The 17514-nt window shown below is 71.0% G+C and carries 12 protein-coding genes; 7 read left to right on the top strand and 5 right to left on the bottom strand.

Annotated features, from left to right (window positions below):
* Positions 1-6: 6 nt before the first annotated feature.
* A complete protein-coding gene (locus ACSYGN_RS11800; protein WP_460403388.1) occupies positions 7-1185 on the bottom strand; it encodes a PQQ-dependent sugar dehydrogenase in 1179 nt (392 codons plus the stop codon).
* Positions 1186-1428: 243 nt separating this feature from the next.
* Positions 1429-2427: an aldo/keto reductase gene (locus ACSYGN_RS11795; RefSeq protein WP_460394631.1), complete on the bottom strand. Its 999-nt coding sequence runs from the start codon at positions 2425-2427 to the stop codon at positions 1429-1431.
* Positions 2428-2554: 127 nt separating this feature from the next.
* On the opposite strand from ACSYGN_RS11795, the gene ACSYGN_RS11790 reads away from it, so the two are divergent.
* The 6 genes from ACSYGN_RS11790 (at position 2555) to serA (ending at position 13080) form a co-directional block, all read left to right on the top strand.
* Positions 2555-3538 carry a 2-hydroxyacid dehydrogenase gene (locus ACSYGN_RS11790; RefSeq protein WP_460394629.1) on the top strand — a complete coding sequence of 328 codons (984 nt, stop codon included), beginning with the start codon at positions 2555-2557 and terminating at the stop codon, positions 3536-3538.
* A 388-nt stretch (positions 3539-3926) separates the two neighbouring features.
* The gene (locus tag ACSYGN_RS11785) at positions 3927-7349 is read left to right on the top strand and encodes an EAL domain-containing protein (RefSeq protein ID WP_460394627.1); all 3423 of its coding nucleotides are present in this window, start codon (positions 3927-3929) and stop codon (positions 7347-7349) included.
* A 243-nt stretch (positions 7350-7592) separates the two neighbouring features.
* Positions 7593-9440 carry an acetolactate synthase large subunit gene (locus ACSYGN_RS11780; protein ID WP_460394625.1) on the top strand — a complete coding sequence of 616 codons (1848 nt, stop codon included), beginning with the start codon at positions 7593-7595 and terminating at the stop codon, positions 9438-9440.
* 20 nt (positions 9441-9460) lie between these two features.
* Entirely contained in the window at positions 9461-9985 is a 525-nt protein-coding gene (ilvN, locus tag ACSYGN_RS11775) for an acetolactate synthase small subunit (protein ID WP_460394623.1), read from the top strand.
* Between the two features lie 170 nt (positions 9986-10155).
* The gene (ilvC, locus tag ACSYGN_RS11770; RefSeq protein WP_460394621.1) at positions 10156-11154 is read left to right on the top strand and encodes a ketol-acid reductoisomerase; all 999 of its coding nucleotides are present in this window, start codon (positions 10156-10158) and stop codon (positions 11152-11154) included.
* Between the two features lie 336 nt (positions 11155-11490).
* Entirely contained in the window at positions 11491-13080 is a 1590-nt protein-coding gene (gene serA / locus ACSYGN_RS11765) for a phosphoglycerate dehydrogenase (RefSeq protein WP_460394619.1), read from the top strand.
* Positions 13081-13148: 68 nt separating this feature from the next.
* Here serA and ACSYGN_RS11760 read toward each other — a convergent pair whose 3' ends face one another.
* Complete coding sequence (locus ACSYGN_RS11760; RefSeq protein ID WP_460394617.1) at positions 13149-14708, bottom strand: MFS transporter; 1560 nt, start codon at positions 14706-14708, stop codon at positions 13149-13151.
* Between the two features lie 110 nt (positions 14709-14818).
* On the opposite strand from ACSYGN_RS11760, the gene ACSYGN_RS11755 reads away from it, so the two are divergent.
* On the top strand, positions 14819-15403 hold the full coding sequence (locus tag ACSYGN_RS11755; RefSeq protein WP_460394615.1) for a TetR/AcrR family transcriptional regulator: 585 nt from the start codon (positions 14819-14821) through the stop codon (positions 15401-15403).
* Positions 15404-15593: 190 nt separating this feature from the next.
* Here ACSYGN_RS11755 and ACSYGN_RS11750 read toward each other — a convergent pair whose 3' ends face one another.
* Together ACSYGN_RS11750 and ACSYGN_RS11745 are read right to left on the bottom strand one after the other, a co-directional pair.
* Positions 15594-16484 (bottom strand): hypothetical protein, encoded by an 891-nt coding sequence (locus ACSYGN_RS11750; protein ID WP_460394613.1) that lies wholly within the window; start codon positions 16482-16484, stop codon positions 15594-15596.
* The gene (locus ACSYGN_RS11745) at positions 16481-17452 is read right to left on the bottom strand and encodes a protein phosphatase 2C domain-containing protein (RefSeq protein WP_460394611.1); all 972 of its coding nucleotides are present in this window, start codon (positions 17450-17452) and stop codon (positions 16481-16483) included. The genes ACSYGN_RS11750 and ACSYGN_RS11745 overlap by 4 nt, the downstream gene beginning before the upstream one ends.
* Between the last annotated feature and the right edge of the window lie 62 nt (positions 17453-17514).

The raw sequence follows: 17514 nt of genomic DNA, 5'->3' as shown, positions 1-17514 counted from the left end.
CTGTCCCTACCGCACCCGTACCTCCAGGATCCGGTCGTCCCCCTTCTTCGGGGTGCCCCGGCCGTCCGTGTTGCTCGTCGTCAGCCAGATCTTGTCGCCGCCCGCCGCTACGACGGTGCGCAGGCGGCCGTAGGTGCCCTTCAGGAAGAACTGCGGGGCGGCGGCGAGCTTTGTGCCGTCCAGGGGGATGCGCCACAGGCGCTCACCCCTGAGCGCGGCCATCCAGATCACGCCGTCGACATAGGCGATACCGCTGGGGGAGGCGTCGTCGGTGTGCCACTGGGTGATCGGGTTCTGGAAGGCGGGGTTCGTGGACCTGGCCTCCGCTTCCGGCCAGCCGTAGTTGCCGCCCGGCTTGATCGCGTTCAGCTCGTCCCAGGTGTCCTGGCCGAACTCCGAGGCGAACAGCCGCTGTTCGCGGTCCCAGGCCAGGCCCTGCACATTGCGGTGGCCGTAGCTGTAGACGGGGGAGTCCGGGAAGGGGTTACCGGGGGCCGGTTCACCCTCCGGGGTGAGCCTCAGGATCTTGCCGCCCAGGGACTTCTTGTCCTGGGCCAGTCCGCGCTGCCCGGTCTCGCCGGTACCGGCGTACAGCATCCCGTCGGGGCCGAAGGCGATCCGGCCGCCGTTGTGGATGTAGCCCTTGGGGATGCCCTTGAACACCGTGTCGGGCGCCCCCAGTTGCTGCCCGGCCGGCTTCTTCTCGTCGTACCGCATCCGCACGATGCGGTTGTCCGACGCGGAGGTGAAGTAGGCGTAGATCATGTGATCGGAGGCGTACGAGGGGGAGAGCGCGATGCCGAGCAGGCCGCCCTCACCGGCCGCGGACACCCCGGACACCGTGCCGAGCACGGTCTTCCCTCCGGTCTTCGCGTCGACGCGGGTGATCGTGCCGTCGTCGCGCGAGGAGACCAGCAGGTCGCCGCCGGGTAGCGGCGCGAGGCCCCAGGGGGTCGTCAGACCGGTGGCGACCGTGCGCAGCACCTGGACCGAGCCCTTGGCGGGCGGGAGCGAGGCCGTGGCCCGGGTGGTGGCGGGGGTGGAGCCCGGGGCCGTGGTGCTGCCGCTTCTGCTTCCGCTCGGGGTGCCGCTTCCGCCGCCGGAGGAACAGGCGACGGCGGTCAGCAGGAGCACGGTCGCCGTCGCCATGGCGGAGACGGCCCGGCACCGCGGTTGCACGGTCATGGTCCGGCGTCGCAGTCGTACGGTCATGGTCAGCTTCCCCTTCCACACCCACCACGGCCCCGAGCCCGGCCCCGCACCACCCTTGCCGGGCGGATCAACGGCTCCGGTCTCTCCGTCCTACCTGTTCGACTCCGACCACGCCTCACGAGTTCCCGGCAGGGGACGGCCGAAGCCCGCGGAGGGCGGTCACGTCGGGCGACGCCGTCAGGGTGGTGACGGCGTCGGGCGACGTCGTCACCACCCTCAGTCCCACGACCCCCGCGCCGCCGGAAGGTCCTCGATCTCCCTCAGGTCCCGCTCCGTCAGCCGGAGGTCGGCCGCCGCGGCGTTCTCCGTGACGCAGTGCTCGCGTTTGGTGCCGGGGACCGGGATCACATGGGGGCCCTGTGCCAGGGCCCAGGCCAGGGCCACCTGGGCCGGGGTGACGTCCTCGCCGTGGCGGCGGGCGATACGGCGCAGGCCCACCACGATCGGCTGGTTGGCCGCCATCATCTCGGCGGTGAAACGGGGGTGCCGGGCGCGCAGATCGTCCGGCTCGAACCCCTCGCCCGGGGTGAGCGTGCCGGTGAGGAAACCGTTGCCCAGCGGCATCGCCGCCAGGAAGCCCACCCCGTGCGCCTCGCACCACGGCAGCAGCGCCTGAAGCGCCTCGCGCGACCACACCGACAGCTCGGCCTGCACCGCGCTCACGGGGAACACCTGCTGCACGCGACGCAGTTGACGGAGCGTCGCGTCGTACAGCCCGGCGTCGGAGCGGCGGCCGCCGCGCGCACCCACCGCGCACAGCCCCAACGCCCGTACCTTTCCCGCCTGTACGAGGTCCGCCATCGCACCCCAGGTCTCCTCGACCGGGACCTCGGGGTCGGCGCGGTGCAGCTGGTAGAGGTCGATGACATCGGCCTGGAGCCGCCGCAGCGAGGCGTCGCAGGCACGTTTCACGTACCCGGGGCGGCCGTTGGCCACGATGTGCTGGTCGCCGACCAGCAGCCCGACCTTGGTCGATATGAAGGCGTCCGCGCGGCGCTCCTTCAACACCCGCCCCAGCAGCAGCTCGTTGGTGAACGGGCCGTACATGTCGGCGGTGTCGAGCAGCGTCGCACCCACGTCCAGCGCCCGGTGCACCGCTCTGAGCGACTCGCCGCCCCGCTGCCGCGACCCGCTGTAGGCCCAGCTCATCGGCATGCACCCGAGTCCCACGGCACCCACCGCGAGTGCCCCCGCGCCGATCGTCCTGCGCTCCACCTGCCCGTTACCCTCCACTCTCCCGACCCCCCAACCTAACGTCTGCCGCCGCACACCTGACCTCTGCCCGTTGCACACGCGACCTCTGCCGCTGCACACGTGCGTGCGGCGGCATAGCCTCCTGACCATGAGTGCTGACGTATGGCTGCCCATTCCGCCGGAGGAGATCACCGGGCTCCCCGACGGGCTCAACTACCTGTTCTGGGACGGGGGCGACGACGGGACGCAGGAGTTCCCCGGCGACCCCGCGGAATGTGCCGTCTATGTGGTGCCGTACCTCAAGCGGCAGCCGGTCAAGGTGCGCCCCCTGGAGCACATGCGGGGCCTGCGGCTGATCCAGACGCTGACCGCCGGGGTCGACGACATCACCGCCGCGCTGCCGTCCATCGTGCCCGGTGTGGCGCTGTGCAACGCGCGGGGCGTGCACGAGGCCAGCACCGCCGAGCTCGCCCTCGCCCTGACCCTCGCCTCGCTGCGCGGCATCCCCGGCTTTGTCCGGGCGCAGGACCAGGGGCACTGGCAGAGCGGCTTCCATCCGGCGCTCGCCGACCGCAACGTCCTCATCGTCGGATACGGGGCCATCGGCGCCGCGATCGAGGACCGGCTCGTGCCGTTCGAGGTCGCGCGGGTGGCGCGCGTCGCGCGCTCCGAGCGCACCACGGCGCGCGGCCCCGTGCATCCGGTCACCGCCCTGCCTCAACTGCTCCCCGAGGCGGACGTGGTGATCATCGTCACGCCCCTCGACGAGGGCACCCGCGGCCTGGTCGACGCGGACTTCCTGGCCCGGATGAAGGACGGTGCGCTGCTGGTCAACGTGTCGCGCGGGGCCGTCGTGGACACCAAGGCCCTGCTGGCCGAACTCGAGCGCGGCCGTATCACCGCGGCGCTGGACGTCGTCGACCCCGAACCCCTCCCCCCGGGGCACCCGTTGTGGCATGCGCCGGGGGTGCTGATCAGCCCGCATGTCGGAGGGCCCACCTCCGCCTTCCTGCCGCGCGCCGAGCGGCTGCTGGTCGACCAGCTGACTCGTCTCGTGAACCGTCAACCACTTGCCCACGTGATCCTTGTGACGGGCTCGACCGGCCCGGCGGGCACTGAAGCGGGGGCATGACGGGTACGTAGTCCCTTCCGGGCACCCTCCGCAGTCCCGTGAGCGCGAGGAGTGCGCGCATCACGTCAACCGTCACTGAGCGTAGAGAACCCCTGTCCCTGAGTGACGAGACTGGTGTATCGTCCGGGCAGGGGCTGCGCCGCGCACCGTTCGGCGCCGGGGATGGACTTTCGGACTTGTGAGGGGGGCGACGGGCGATGCACGGCCTATGGACGAACGATCCGACGCGGCGAGACCGCCGGCGGCGACCCTGGCGCACGACCACGCGCAGACGCGGCCATCACGGCGACCGGTACAACGGCCATCGCGGCCGTCACGGTCATCACAGGAATCCGGTGGCGTCCCGCGGTCTGCGGGACTGCGGAGCGACGCTGACCGGGAGGCCCCGGTGAGCTCGCCGTCCTCTCCCACGACCACGCTCGACGCCGTGCCGCAGGCATTGCCGGCCCCCGGGGAGCCGTTCCCCGGGAGCCTGCCGCCCCGGCCGCCGTCCGGCGGTGGAGGAAGGCCGAGCCTGATGCACCAACTGGTGCTGGCCCTGGTGTGCGCGGCATACGCCGTCGGTGCCGCGTTCGACTGGGGTACGAATGAACTCGCGCTGATCATGGGTGACTTCGGGCTGGCCGCCGCGGGCGGCGCCGCCGCGGTCTCGTGCCTGCTGCACGCCCGTGATCCACGCGCCGGTTTCCGTCCCGCGTGGCTGCTGTTCGCCCTGTCCTCGGCGATGGCGGCCCTCGGCAACGGCGTCTGGGGGTGGTACGAGGTCGTCCTGCAGCGGCCCGTGCCCAACCCCAGCATCGCCGACCTGCTCTTCCTGTGCTTCGCGCCGCCCGCCATCGTGGGCCTGCTGGTGCTCGCCAAACGGCCCACCAGCAAGGCGGGCTGGATCTGTCTGGCGCTGGACGCCTGGCTGATCGGCGGCTCGCTGCTCACCCTGTCCTGGAGCCTCGCGCTCGCGCAGGCGGCCCGCTTCGACGGGCCGAGCGTGGCGCACACCGCGCTCTCCCTGGCGTATCCGCTGCTGGACATCGCCCTGGTCAGCATGGTGGTCGCGCTTCAGTTCCGGCGCTCACCGGTGAACCGGTCCGCCGTCAACACCGCGATCGGCGCGCTCGCCCTCACAGTGCTGTGCGACGCCCTGTTCACCTCGCCGCTGCTGCACAGCAACTACCACTCCGGCCAGCTCCTCGACGCGGGCTGGTTCGCGGGCTCCCTCCTGCTGGCCTACGCCCCCTGGGTCGGCCAGCGCCACGACACCCCGCGCCACGACGGGGCGTCCTACGACGGCGCGGACGCGACCGCCGCGGACCACGCCCACCTGCCCGTACAGCGCGCACCGGGCCACACCCCATGGGCCCACACCCCATGGGCTCACACTCCACTGCCGGACGGCGCACCGTCCCACCACACGACGGTCCACCACACGACGGTCCACCACGCGACGGCCCACCACCCGACGGCCATCCGTTCGACGACCGGCCACCCGGGGCATCCTCACCCGGCGGACCGCCACCCACAGAGCACTCACCCCGCGCCACAGCCGACCACACCAGCCGCACCAGAGGCAACCGAGCACACCCACCACACCCACCACACCACCCCCCGCCCCATCGCAGGTTCCCTGGCCGCTCTCACCCCGTACCTAGCGGCCGCGGTCTGCACGCTGGGGATCCTCTACAACGTGCTCGACGGGCGCAGCCCGGACCCGGTGGTGCTGGTGACCGCCGGGGCCGTGGTGCTGGCGCTGGTCGTGCGGCAGGGGATCATGCTGCTCGACAACATGAGGCTCACCCAGGAACTGGCGCAGAAGGAGAACCACTTCCGCTCCCTGGTGCAGGGCTCCAGCGACGTCATCATGATCGCCGAGCCCAACGGTGTCCTGCGCTATGTCTCCCCGGCCGCCGCCGGGGTCTACGGCCGCCCCGCCGAGGACCTCCTCGGCACCGAGCTGGCCGATCTCATCCACCCGGAGGACCTGGGCGCCGTGGTGCACGAGGTGCGCCGCTTCCTCGCGGCCAGCCCGCTGCACGAGCCCACCACCCGGATCGAGTGCCGCTTCCGCTCCGGTGACGGGGGCACCTCCCGCTCCCGCTCGATCGGAGTTGAGAGCGGGGGAGGCTGGCTCAACGTCGAGTCCACCGTCAGCCGCCACGACGGCGGTCTGATCTTCAACAGCCGTGATGTGACCGAGAGGGTGCGGCTCCAGGCGCAGTTGCAGCACAGCGCCGAGCACGACCCGCTCACCGACCTGCCCAACCGCGCCCTGTTCACCAAGCGCGTCCAGCAGGCCCTGTCCGGCCGCCGCGCCTCCGACCGGGGCGCTGCCCTGCGGGGCACGGCCGTCCTGTTCATCGATCTGGACGGCTTCAAGGCCGTCAACGACACGATCGGCCACCAGGCCGGCGACGAACTGCTCGTCCAGGCCGCCCGCAGACTCCAGGAGTCGCTCCGGCACGGCGACACGGCGTCCCGGCTCGGCGGCGACGAGTTCGCGGCGCTGATCGTGGGCGACGGCACCCGCGACCGGGCCGCCCGGGAGCGGCACATCCTGGAGCTCGCCGACCGCCTCAGGCTCACCCTCTCCCAGCCGTACGCGATCGAGGGCATCGATGTCCGCGTCGCCGCCTCCATCGGCGTCGCCTTCGCCGAACCCGGGCTCGGCGCGGGCGAGCTGCTGCGCAACGCGGACCTCGCGATGTACCGGGCGAAGGCGGGCGGCAAGAACCGCGTCGAGCTCTACCGGCCGCAGATGCAGCAGGACGTCGTACGCAAGGCGGAGCTGGCCACCCGGCTGCGCGCCGCGCTCCAGGACGGCGAGTTCACCCTGCTGCACCAGCCGGTGGTGGACCTGGAGAACGGCCGGATCACCTCGGTCGCCGCCCAGGCGCGCTGGCGCTCCTCCCAGGGCGTGCTGTTCACGCCCGCCGAGTTCCTGCGGGTCGCGGAGGACGGTGAGAAGACCGCCGAACTGGGCCGCTGGGTGCTGGAGGAAGCCGTTGCCCAGGCAGCCGAACGGGCCGCGACCGGGCTCGGTGTGCCGGTGACGGTCCGGATGGGCGCCCGGCGGCTGCTGGACCGTTCGCTGCCGCTCGGCTCGATCGAGGCACTGCTCACCCGGCACGCGCTGCCGTCGGGGGCGCTGGTCGTGGAGCTGGCCGACACCGACCCGCGGGTCTCCCTGGACGACCTGGAGCGCCGGCTCGCCGCGCTGCGCAGGCTCGGTGTGCGGATCGCGCTCGACGGCTTCGGCAGCGGCTACGCGGCGATCACGGCCCTGCGCAGGCTCCCCGTCGATGTACTGAAGCTCGACCGCAGCCTGGTCGAGGGCATCGCCGAGTCGGCTCGCCTCTACAAGATCACACGAGGGCTGCTCCGTATCGCGGGCGACCTCGGACTGCAGTCCGTGGCCGACGGCGTGGACCGGGCGGAGCAGATCACCGCCCTGCGGGCGATGGGCTGCACCCACGGCCAGGGGCTCGCGTTCGGCGGCCCGCTGGACGAGTACCGGCTGCGCCGGGCGCTCGCTTCCGGCCACTGCCCGGTCCCGCACGCCCCGACCGGACCCACGCTGACCGGACCCACGCTGACCGGACCCGGGCTGGCCGAACCCGCGCTGGCGGGAGCGGGCGGCCCCGGGATCTACACCGGCGGGTCAGCGATCGTGGCGGCCACGGCCGCCATGACGGCGGGGCCGCCGATGCCCGCCCTCCAGGCACTGCCCGCGGCGTCGGTCATCCCCGCCGTACCGGCCGTGCTGGGCGGTGCGGGCGCCCTGTGCTCACATAATGAGACCCCCATCCCACCCACTTGACATGGGGTGCGCGCCGGGGGGAGGGTCTGTGCCATGCGCACCCGAATTCTCGTACTTGGCAAGCGCGTCGGCTGAGCTGGGACTCACCGGAGGACGATCCGGAAACCCCAGCGACGACACCGGCGCGCTCCCCTCGCTTGCCTCACGGCACGAGGGGTTTTTTGTTGCACGGGCATCGCCCGTGTCAGAGCCGTAACCCGTACAAAACTCGCAAAAATCCTCAGCATCGAGAAGAGAATGCCGATGACCGAGCAGGCCTCCGGGGCCCATCCGCAGCCGCGGCCCCGATCCGGAGGACAGCAGTCCGCCCCCGAGCACGTCACGGGCGCGCAGTCCCTCATCCGCTCCCTCGAGGAGGTGGGCGCCGAGACGGTATTCGGTATTCCCGGCGGTACGATCCTTCCCGCCTACGACCCGCTGATGGACTCCAGCCGGGTCCGCCATGTCCTGGTCCGCCACGAGCAGGGCGCGGGCCACGCGGCCGAGGGCTACGCGCTGGCCACCGGCAAGGTCGGTGTCTGCATGGCCACCTCGGGACCGGGCGCCACCAACCTGGTCACGCCCATCGCCGACGCGCAGATGGACTCGGTGCCGATGGTGGCGATCACCGGTCAGGTCGCGTCCAAGGCGATCGGCACGGACGCCTTCCAGGAGGCGGACATCGTCGGCATCACCATGCCGGTCACCAAGCACAACTTCCTGGTCACCGACCCCGTCGACATCCCCCGGACGATCGCGCAGGCGTTCCACATCGCCGCCACCGGCCGCCCCGGCCCGGTCCTGGTCGACATTCCCAAGGACATCCTCCAGTCGCAGACCGTGTTCTCCTGGCCGCCCACCATCGACCTGCCCGGCTACCGCCCGGTGACCAAGCCGCACGCCAAGCAGATCCGCGAGGCGGCCAAGATGATCGTCTCGGCCCGTCGTCCCGTCCTCTATGTCGGAGGCGGCGTCATCAAGGCCCGCGCCACCGCCGAGCTGAAGGTCCTCGCCGAACTCACCGGGGCGCCCGTCACCACCACCCTGATGGCGCTCGGCGCGTTCCCCGACACCCATGAGCAGCATCTGGGCATGCCGGGCATGCACGGTTCGGTCGCTGCCGTCACCGCGCTCCAGAAGGCCGACCTGATCGTCGCCCTCGGCGCCCGCTTCGACGACCGCGTCACCGGCAAGCTGGACAGCTTCGCCCCGTACGCCAAGATCGTCCACGCCGACATCGACCCCGCCGAGATCGGCAAGAACCGGGATGTCGACGTGCCGATCGTGGGCGACGCCCGCGAGGTCATCGCCGATCTCGTCCAGGCCGTGCAGAAGGAGCACAGCGAGGGTCGCCGGGGCGACTACCGCGCCTGGTGGAAGGACCTCAGCCGCTGGCGGGAGACCTACCCGCTGGGCTACGACCAGCCCGCCGACGGATCGCTGTCCCCGCAGCAGGTCATCGAGCGCCTCGGGCAGCTCGCCCCCGACGACACGATCTTCACCTCGGGCGTCGGCCAGCACCAGATGTGGGCCGCGCACTTCATCCAGCACGAGAAGCCCTCCGCCTGGCTGAACTCCGGCGGCCTGGGGACCATGGGCTACGCGGTGCCGGCCGCCATGGGCGCCAAGGCCGGCGCCCCCGAGCGCACCGTCTGGGCGATCGACGGCGACGGCTGCTTCCAGATGACCAACCAGGAACTCACCACCTGCTCCCTGAACAACATCCCGATCAAGGTCGCCATCATCAACAACGGCGCCCTCGGGATGGTCCGCCAGTGGCAGACCCTCTTCTACAACCAGCGCTACTCCAACACGGTGCTGCACTCCGGCCCCGGCGCGGACCTCACCCAGCCGGGCTCCGGTACCCGCGTCCCCGACTTCGTCAGGCTGTCGGAGGCGATGGGCTGTTACGCGATCCGCTGCGAGTCGCCGGACGACCTCGACAAGGTCATCGAGGAGGCGAACTCCGTCAACGACCGCCCGGTCGTCGTGGACTTCATCGTGCACGAGGACGCCATGGTGTGGCCGATGGTCGCGGCCGGCACCTCCAACGACGAGATCATGGCCGCCCGGGACGTCCGCCCGGACTTCGGCGACAACGAAGACGACTGAGAGAGAGCCGAGTCCAGAACATGTCCAAGCACACGCTCTCCGTCCTGGTGGAGAACACACCGGGCATCCTCGCCCGGATCGCGGCCCTGTTCTCCCGCCGCGGCTTCAACATCGACTCCCTAGCGGTCGGCGTCACCGAGCACCCCGACATCTCCCGCATCACCATCGTGGTGAACGTGGAGGACCTGCCGCTGGAGCAGGTGACCAAGCAGCTGAACAAGCTCGTCAATGTGCTGAAGATCGTCGAGCTGGAGCCGTCGGCGGCCGTCCAGCGTGAACTCGTTCTGGTGAAGGTGCGCGCCGACAATGAGACGCGCTCCCAGATCGTCGAGATCGTCCAGCTGTTCCGTGCCAAGACGGTCGACGTCTCCCCGGAGGCCGTCACCATCGAGGCCACCGGCGGCGGCGACAAGCTGGCGGCCATGTTGAAGATGCTGGAGCCGTTCGGCATCAAGGAGCTCGTCCAGTCCGGCACGATCGCGATCGGCCGCGGCGCCCGTTCCATCACGGACCGCTCGCTGCGCGCCCTCGACCGGTCGGCGTAGGGCGCACCCGGACCGGCCGGGCAACCGGCCGGCCGGGCCCGTAAGACACCGGGCGGGCCCTGGGGCATGCCCTAGCCCGTATGCCGAGATCCCGACACGCCCCGTACGTCCCCCGTCATACGGTGGGACGCAACAGGGAGCAACACCTGCACACAAGGAGAGAACCCAAAGTGGCCGAGCTGTTCTACGACGCCGACGCCGACCTGTCCATCATCCAGGGCCGCAAGGTCGCGGTCATCGGCTACGGCAGTCAGGGCCACGCGCACGCCCTGTCGCTGCGCGACTCGGGTGTCGACGTGCGGGTCGGTCTGCACGAGGGCTCCACGTCCAAGGCGAAGGCCGAGGAGCAGGGCCTGCGTGTGGTGACGCCCGCCGAGGCGGCCGCCGAGGCCGACGTCATCATGATCCTGGTCCCGGACCCCATCCAGTCCCAGGTCTACGAGGAGTCCATCGCCCCGAACCTCAAGGACGGCGACGCCCTGTTCTTCGGGCACGGCTTCAACATCCGCTTCGGTTTCATCAAGCCCCCGGCCGGTGTGGACGTCTGCATGGTCGCCCCCAAGGGCCCCGGCCACCTGGTCCGCCGTCAGTACGAGGAGGGCCGCGGCGTGCCCTGCATCGCCGCCGTGGAGCAGGACGCCTCGGGCAACGCCTTCGCGCTGGCCCTGTCGTACGCGAAGGGCATCGGCGGCACCCGCGCCGGTGTCATCAAGACGACCTTCACCGAGGAGACCGAGACCGACCTGTTCGGTGAGCAGGCCGTGCTGTGCGGCGGCACCGCCGCCCTGGTCAAGGCGGGCTTCGAGACCCTGACCGAGGCCGGCTACCAGCCGGAGATCGCCTACTTCGAGTGCCTGCACGAGCTGAAGCTGATCGTGGACCTCATGTACGAGGGCGGCCTGGAGAAGATGCGCTGGTCGATCTCCGAGACCGCCGAGTGGGGCGACTACGTCACCGGCCCGCGCATCATCACGGACGCCACCAAGGCCGAGATGCGCCAGGTCCTCGCCGAGATCCAGGACGGCTCGTTCGCGCAGGCCTGGATGGACGAGTACCACGGCGGTCTGAAGAAGTACAACGAGTACAAGAAGCAGGACTCCGAGCATCTGCTGGAGACCACCGGCAAGCAGCTGCGCAAGCTGATGAGCTGGGTGGACGAGGAGGCGTAGGCCTCAGGGTCTGTCGGCAGGCCCAGGGCCTGCCGCGGCACCCTCGCCCGCAGGGGCCGGAGCGGTTCGATCCGGTCCGCCCGGGTGTCTCCGGCACCGCCCCGGAGATACCCGGAAAAACAACCCGGCACATCCCCCGGACGGGGTTGTCCGCCCCGTCCAGCCACGGACGGGTGATCCTTCCGCAGTGGCGCAAAGTGGCGTTCACGGCGCCATTACACTGCTGCACACATACGCGTCAGGCCCACAGCGTCGTGCGTCTTCCACGCGGCTAGCACCCCTCCACCGCCAGCGGCCGTCGGGACGGCCGTCCGCATTGGACTTGTGAGGACTCACGTGAGCTCGAAACCTGTCGTACTCATCGCTGAAGAGCTGTCGCCCGCCACCGTTGACGCGCTCGGCCCGGACTTCGAGATCCGCCACTGCAACGGGGCGGACCGGGCGGAACTGCTCCCCGCCATCGCAGATGTCGACGCGATCCTGATCCGCTCCGCCACCAAGGTGGACGCCGAGGCCATCGCCGCCAGCCGCAAGCTGAAGGTCGTGGCACGGGCCGGTGTCGGCCTCGACAACGTCGACGTGGCGGCCGCCACCAAGGCCGGCGTCATGGTCGTCAACGCCCCCACCTCCAACATCGTCACCGCCGCCGAACTGGCCTGCGGTCTGCTCGTCGCCTCCGCCCGCAACATCCCGCAGGCCAACACCGCCCTGAAGAACGGCGAGTGGAAGCGCAACAAGTACACGGGTGTGGAGCTGGCCGAGAAGACCCTCGGTGTCGTCGGCCTCGGCCGTATCGGCGCGCTCGTCGCGCAGCGCATGTCCGCCTTCGGCATGAAGGTCGTCGCCTTCGACCCCTATGTGCAGCCCGCGCGCGCCGCGCAGATGGGCGTCAAGGTGCTGACGCTCGACGAGCTGCTGGAGGTCTCCGACTTCATCACCGTGCACCTTCCCAAGACCCCCGAGACCCTCGGCCTGATCGGCGAGGACGCGCTGCACAAGGTCAAGCCGACCGTGCGGATCGTCAACGCCGCGCGCGGCGGCATCGTCGACGAGGCGGCGCTGTACTCGGCACTCAAGGAGGGCCGTGTCGCGGGCGCCGGTCTCGACGTCTACGCGAAGGAGCCGTGCACGGACTCCCCGCTGTTCGAGCTCGACGAGGTGGTGTGCACCCCGCACCTGGGCGCGTCCACCGACGAGGCCCAGGAGAAGGCCGGTATCTCCGTGGCCCGCTCGGTGCGCCTCGCGCTCGCCGGTGAGCTGGTGCCCGACGCGGTGAACGTGCAGGGCGGTGTGATCGCCGAGGACGTCAAGCCGGGCCTGCCGCTCGCCGAGCGCCTCGGCCGGATCTTCACCGCGCTGGCCGGTGAGGTCGCCGTCCGCCTCGACGTGGAGGTCTACGGCGAGATCACCCAGCACGACGTCAAGGTGCTCGAACTCTCCGCCCTCAAGGGTGTCTTCGAGGATGTCGTCGACGAGACCGTCTCCTACGTCAACGCGCCGCTGTTCGCCCAGGAGCGCGGTGTCGAGGTGCGCCTCACCACCAGCTCGGAGTCCCCGGACCACCGCAATGTCGTCACCGTGCGCGGCACCCTCGCCGACGGCGACGAGGTCTCGGTGTCCGGCACGCTGGCCGGTCCCAAGCACCTCCAGAAGATCGTCGCGGTCGGCGAGTACGACGTGGACCTCTCCCTCGCCGACCACATGGTCGTCCTGCGCTACGAGGACCGTCCCGGTGTCGTCGGCACCGTCGGCCGCATCCTCGGCGAGGCCGGTATCAACATCGGCGGTATGCAGGTCGCCCGTGCGGCGGTCGGCGGCGAGGCGCTGGCCGTGCTGACCGTGGACGACACGGTCTCCGCCACGGTCCTGGCCGAGCTGGCCTCGGAGATCGGCGCCACCTCGGCGCGTTCCGTGAACCTGGTCTGACATCGACTGTTCGGCAAACGCCGGACGGGCCGAGGAACACTCGGCCCGTCCGGCGTTTCCATGTCCCCTCAGCTGTCTTCGGCTTGCTCGTCAGCGGCGCCGATCCTCCGCAGCGTGACCGTCGCACCCACCGCCGCCCCCGCCAGCAGCACCGCTCCCGCGATCGCCGCCCCCTGCATGCCCTGGGTGAACGCCTCGCGCGCGGTCGTCACCAGGGCTTTCCCTGTTCGCTCCGGGAACCGGCCGGCCACGGCCAGCGCGCCGCTCAGCGTCTCGTGGGCCTCGGCAGGGGCGGAGTCCGGGATGCCGTGGCGGTAGATCGCCGTGCCGATGGAGCCGAGGACGGCCATGCCCAGAGCCCCGCCGAACTCCGTGCCGGTCTCCAGAAGGGAGGAGGCCGTGCCCGCCTGCTCGACCGGGGCCGTGCTCATCGCCAGATCGGTGAGCTGGGACATCACCATGACGACCCCGGAGGCCAGCACACCGGCCGCCGCGAGGACCAGCCAGAGTGCATCGGTGCCGGTGCAGGCGAGCATCGCGTAACCGGCCGCCGTGACGGCGAAGCCCGCGCCGACGACGTACCCGCGGTTGGCGCCTCGTGCGACCAGCTGGGCCGTGAGCGGGCCCGTGACGCCGATGAGGACCGAGGGGAGCAGGCTCCACAGCGCCGCGGAGAGCGGGCTCTTGCCCAGGACCGACTGCAGATACTGGGTGGTGAAGATCGCCGAGCCCATCATGCCGAACGCCGAGACCAGGGTCAGGACCAGCGCCGGGCTGAAGCCGTGGCCGTGCAGCAGGGCCGGCGGGATCAGCGGGGAGTCGGCGGTGCGCTGGCGGTGGACGAAGAGCGCGGCGAAGAACAGGCCGACGGTGATCGAGACGACGTACAGCGGGTGCCAGCCCTCGGAGGGGATCTCCTTCAGGCCGTAGACGACCGGGAGCACGGCGGCCATCGAGAGCGGGATGCTCGGCCAGTCGAAGCGGCCGGGGGCGGGGTTCCTGGACTCCGGGAGCAAGAACGGGCCCAGGACCAGCAGCATCGCCATCGCGGGCAGATTGACCAGGAAGACCGAGCCCCACCAGAAGTGCTGGACGAGGATCCCGCTCATCACCGAGCCGAGGGCGATCCCGCCGGTCATCACACCGGACCACACGCCGATCGCCTTCGCGCGCTGGCCGGGGTCGGTGAACATCGTGCGCAGCAGGGCCATCGTCGACGGCATCAGGGTCGCGCCGCCGATGCCGAGGATCGCACGGGCGGCGATCAGGGTCTCGGCGCTGTTCGCGTACGCGGCGAGGAGCGAGGCGCCGCCGAAGGCCGTGGCGCCCGTCAGCAGCAGGCGGCGGCGGCCGATGCGGTCGCCGATCGAGCCCATCGTCATCAGCAGGCCGGCCAGGACGAAGCCGTAGATGTCCAGGATCCACAGCTGCTGGGTGCCGCTCGGCTCCAGGTCGGCACCGATCGCAGGGAGGGCGAAGTAGAGGACCGAGACGTCCATCGAGGCCAGCAGCAGCGGAAGCATCAGCACGCCGAGCGCGATCCATTCGCGGCGGCCGGCCAGAGCGGTCGTCGGGGTGGTGGAGGGGGATGCGGACGGGGATGAGGTCTTGCTCGTCGGGTTCGCCATGCCAGGAAATGTACGCGCGTATTAAACGTATGTCTAGAACGCTTGTATAGAACGATCGTGTAAGTCATGTGTCTGGGACGTCTGTATGGATCCCGGGGTAGGCTGGCCCTATGGGACACCGTGAGGATCTGCTGGAAGGCGCCAAGCGCTGCCTGCTGGAGAAGGGGTTCGCGCGGACGACGGCGCGCGACATCGTGAAGGAGTCGGGGACCAACCTCGCCTCGATCGGCTACCACTACGGATCCAAGGACGCCCTGCTCGCCCAGGCCTACATCGCACTCGTGGAGGAGACGTCCTTCGAGGGCGGCGACGGGATCGCGGGCGCGCCCGGCTCGCTGGAGCGGTTCCGGGAAGTGTGGTCGAACATCGTCGACAGCATGCGCGGGCCCGGCTCGATGTGGCGGCTCGGTGTGGAGATCATGGCGATGGGCGACCAACTGCCGGTAGTCCGTGACCAGTTGGCCCGCGCCCAGCGCGAGGGTGGCCGGGGGCTGACCTCGCTGCTGATGGGCGTACCGGAGGAGGAGGTCTCCGACGAGACCGCCGACACCCTCGGCCGGTTCTATATGACCCTGATGTCCGGCGTCATCTCGCAGTGGGCCTTCGATCCGAAGACCGCCCCCGACGGCGATGTGCTGACCGAGGGCCTGCGCCAGATCATCGAGGCCGCCACGCGGACTCGGCCGAGGGTGTAAGTTCACCGCGCGGGCGGGAAATGGAGCGTGTCGCCGAACAGCGGCGAGCGTTCGACGGAGACGCTGACGCTGACGCCGTCCACCGGGTGACAGAGCCTGCCCCCGGCTGATGCCCTTGGCATGAGCACGCGGAGCATACCGGTCACCGCGGCGGCTCGCGCCGCCCCGCTGCGCAGGGCCGCGAACCGTCTCAGCTTAGGACCGCGTTCCAGTAGCGGTACCAGTCGTGCAGTGACGGGCGGGCCGAGGGGCGGTCGTCCAGGGACGCGCGGAGCAGGCGCAGGCCCGTCGGGTCGAGTACGCCCGCCAGGTCCTCGGGGTCCCGGCTGACGCTGCCCATCGCACGGCCGACGAGGGTGCGCAGCACGAAGAGGCCGTACTTGTAGCGGTCGGAGGCCACGCTCTGCACGGCCCCCCCTTCCGGCTGCGCCCACTCGGGCACATGCAGCTGGGGGAGCGGCGCGACGTTTCCGGTCAGCCGGACCGCGTCACAGTCCACCAGGAGCAGTGCGCAGCGGCCCCCGGGGTCGCTCCAGTACAGGACATTGCGCTGGTTGAGGTCGCCGTACACCGCGCCGACGCCGTGCAACAGGCCCAGCGTGACGGCCAGTTCGCGGCAGAGGGCGCCGCGCTGGCCGAGCCGCGCCGGGTGGATACCGGCCGCCTCGTTGTCCTCGGGCGGGGTCATGAGGTGCTGGACGTCGCGCGGGCGGCGGACGATCTGGCCGTTGAACCGCCGGAACTCCTGGAAGAACGGGTCCGGAATACGGCGCATCACGATGCCGCAGGCCCGGGAGCCGTCCGTGACCAGCCGTACCGGCCACATGGTGCGCTCGTCGAGGATGCGCCGGTGCCTGGGCTCCAGGCGTTCCCGCAGGGCGACGATGGCCAGCATGGGTTCCGCGAACCCGTCCGGCAGGGACCGGTGGTACTCCTTGTACACCAGCGGGCCGGGGCAGTCCGGCAGCGTCAGGTCCGGGGCGGCGTGCACCACCGCCTGGCCGCCCCGGTCGAGCGGCTCCGTGCCCCCGATCTCCTTCTTCGCCAGGACCAGATGGACGCGATTGAACGCGGTGGTCATGAGGCCCAGATCCCTACCACGGTGCGGTCGTCGGTGAAGGTGGCGCGCTGGAAGTCCACCTGCGCGGCGAAGACATGCGGGTCCGGCGGCTGCCGCCAGGCTTCGCGCAGGGCGGTGCCGACATCGCCGCTGCCGTCACCGAGCGCGTCGCCCACCCCGTCCGTCATCAGCAGTACGGCTTCGCCGGCGGCCAGCGTGAAGGGCGCCTGGTGCCAGGACTCCCGGCCGAGCAGCGGCAGCGCGGCCGTGGTGCCGGTGATCACCTCCTTGCCGCCGTCCGCCTTGAGAGCCGTGAGCGGCAGCCAGCCCTCCTCGTCGCCCAGCGTCCACGCGGTGACGTCGCCCACCCACAGCAGCAGGGAGCGCCGGGCGCCGTCGGCGTCCGCCTGTGCGGGTATGACGGCATAGACGACGGCGGCCGAGGCCAACCGGGCCAAGGTGCCCAACGGCAGGACCTCCGTCGCCCCGGTCTCCCGGGCCAGCGACTGGTGCACCGCCCGTACGACGGCCTTGGCGCTGTCGCGCACCACCTGCTCGCAGTCGACGGCGCCGGGGTCCCCGGCCGCCCGCAGTTGTGTCGCCAGGGCGCGGCAGCCGCTCTCCACGGCCGCCTCCGCCGCGAGATGGGAGAGGCTGCCCTGGGAGACGCCGTCCGCCACGGCCGCGATGAGCCAGTCGTCGGAGGCGAAGAGACAGTAGTCGTCCTGACGCGGTGCACCGCTGTGCCGGTGGCTGTCGCCGCGGGTGCTGGCCGCGCGCACCGCCAGGGGTCCGTGGCGGGCCCCGTCGAAGACGGTGTCCGGCTTGCGCCAGCCGGGGCAGGTGGGCACGGGGAAGTTCCCGTACTCCGTGTGCACCTCGGCCGGTGCGGTGAGCCTGGGAAGGATGTCCCGGTGCGAACCGGGGTCACCGATGCGGAAGGCGCCGTAGGGCATCGCCTCCTCGGCACCGGTCCTCTCAGCGGCCATGCGGATGCCTTTCGCGGGAGATGCCGTCAGGGCCGGGGAGCCGGGACTGTGCATGTGCACCG

The sequence above is a fragment of the Streptomyces sp. YIM S03343 genome (assembly GCF_054729195.1).
Note: the sequence above shows the minus strand (reverse complement) of the source record. Positions and strands in the feature narration are given on the sequence as shown.

Coding starts and splice junctions, on each gene's coding strand:
- ACSYGN_RS11800 (WP_460403388.1), bottom strand. CDS start 1,185: ATGACCGTGCAACCGCGGTGCCGGGCCGTCTCCGCCATGGCGACGGCG.
- ACSYGN_RS11790 (WP_460394629.1), top strand. CDS start 2,555: ATGAGTGCTGACGTATGGCTGCCCATTCCGCCGGAGGAGATCACCGGG.
- ACSYGN_RS11780 (WP_460394625.1), top strand. CDS start 7,593: ATGACCGAGCAGGCCTCCGGGGCCCATCCGCAGCCGCGGCCCCGATCC.
- ilvN (WP_460394623.1), top strand. CDS start 9,461: ATGTCCAAGCACACGCTCTCCGTCCTGGTGGAGAACACACCGGGCATC.
- ACSYGN_RS11760 (WP_460394617.1), bottom strand. CDS start 14,708: ATGGCGAACCCGACGAGCAAGACCTCATCCCCGTCCGCATCCCCCTCC.
- ACSYGN_RS11755 (WP_460394615.1), top strand. CDS start 14,819: ATGGGACACCGTGAGGATCTGCTGGAAGGCGCCAAGCGCTGCCTGCTG.
- ACSYGN_RS11750 (WP_460394613.1), bottom strand. CDS start 16,484: ATGACCACCGCGTTCAATCGCGTCCATCTGGTCCTGGCGAAGAAGGAG.
- ACSYGN_RS11745 (WP_460394611.1), bottom strand. CDS start 17,452: ATGGCCGCTGAGAGGACCGGTGCCGAGGAGGCGATGCCCTACGGCGCC.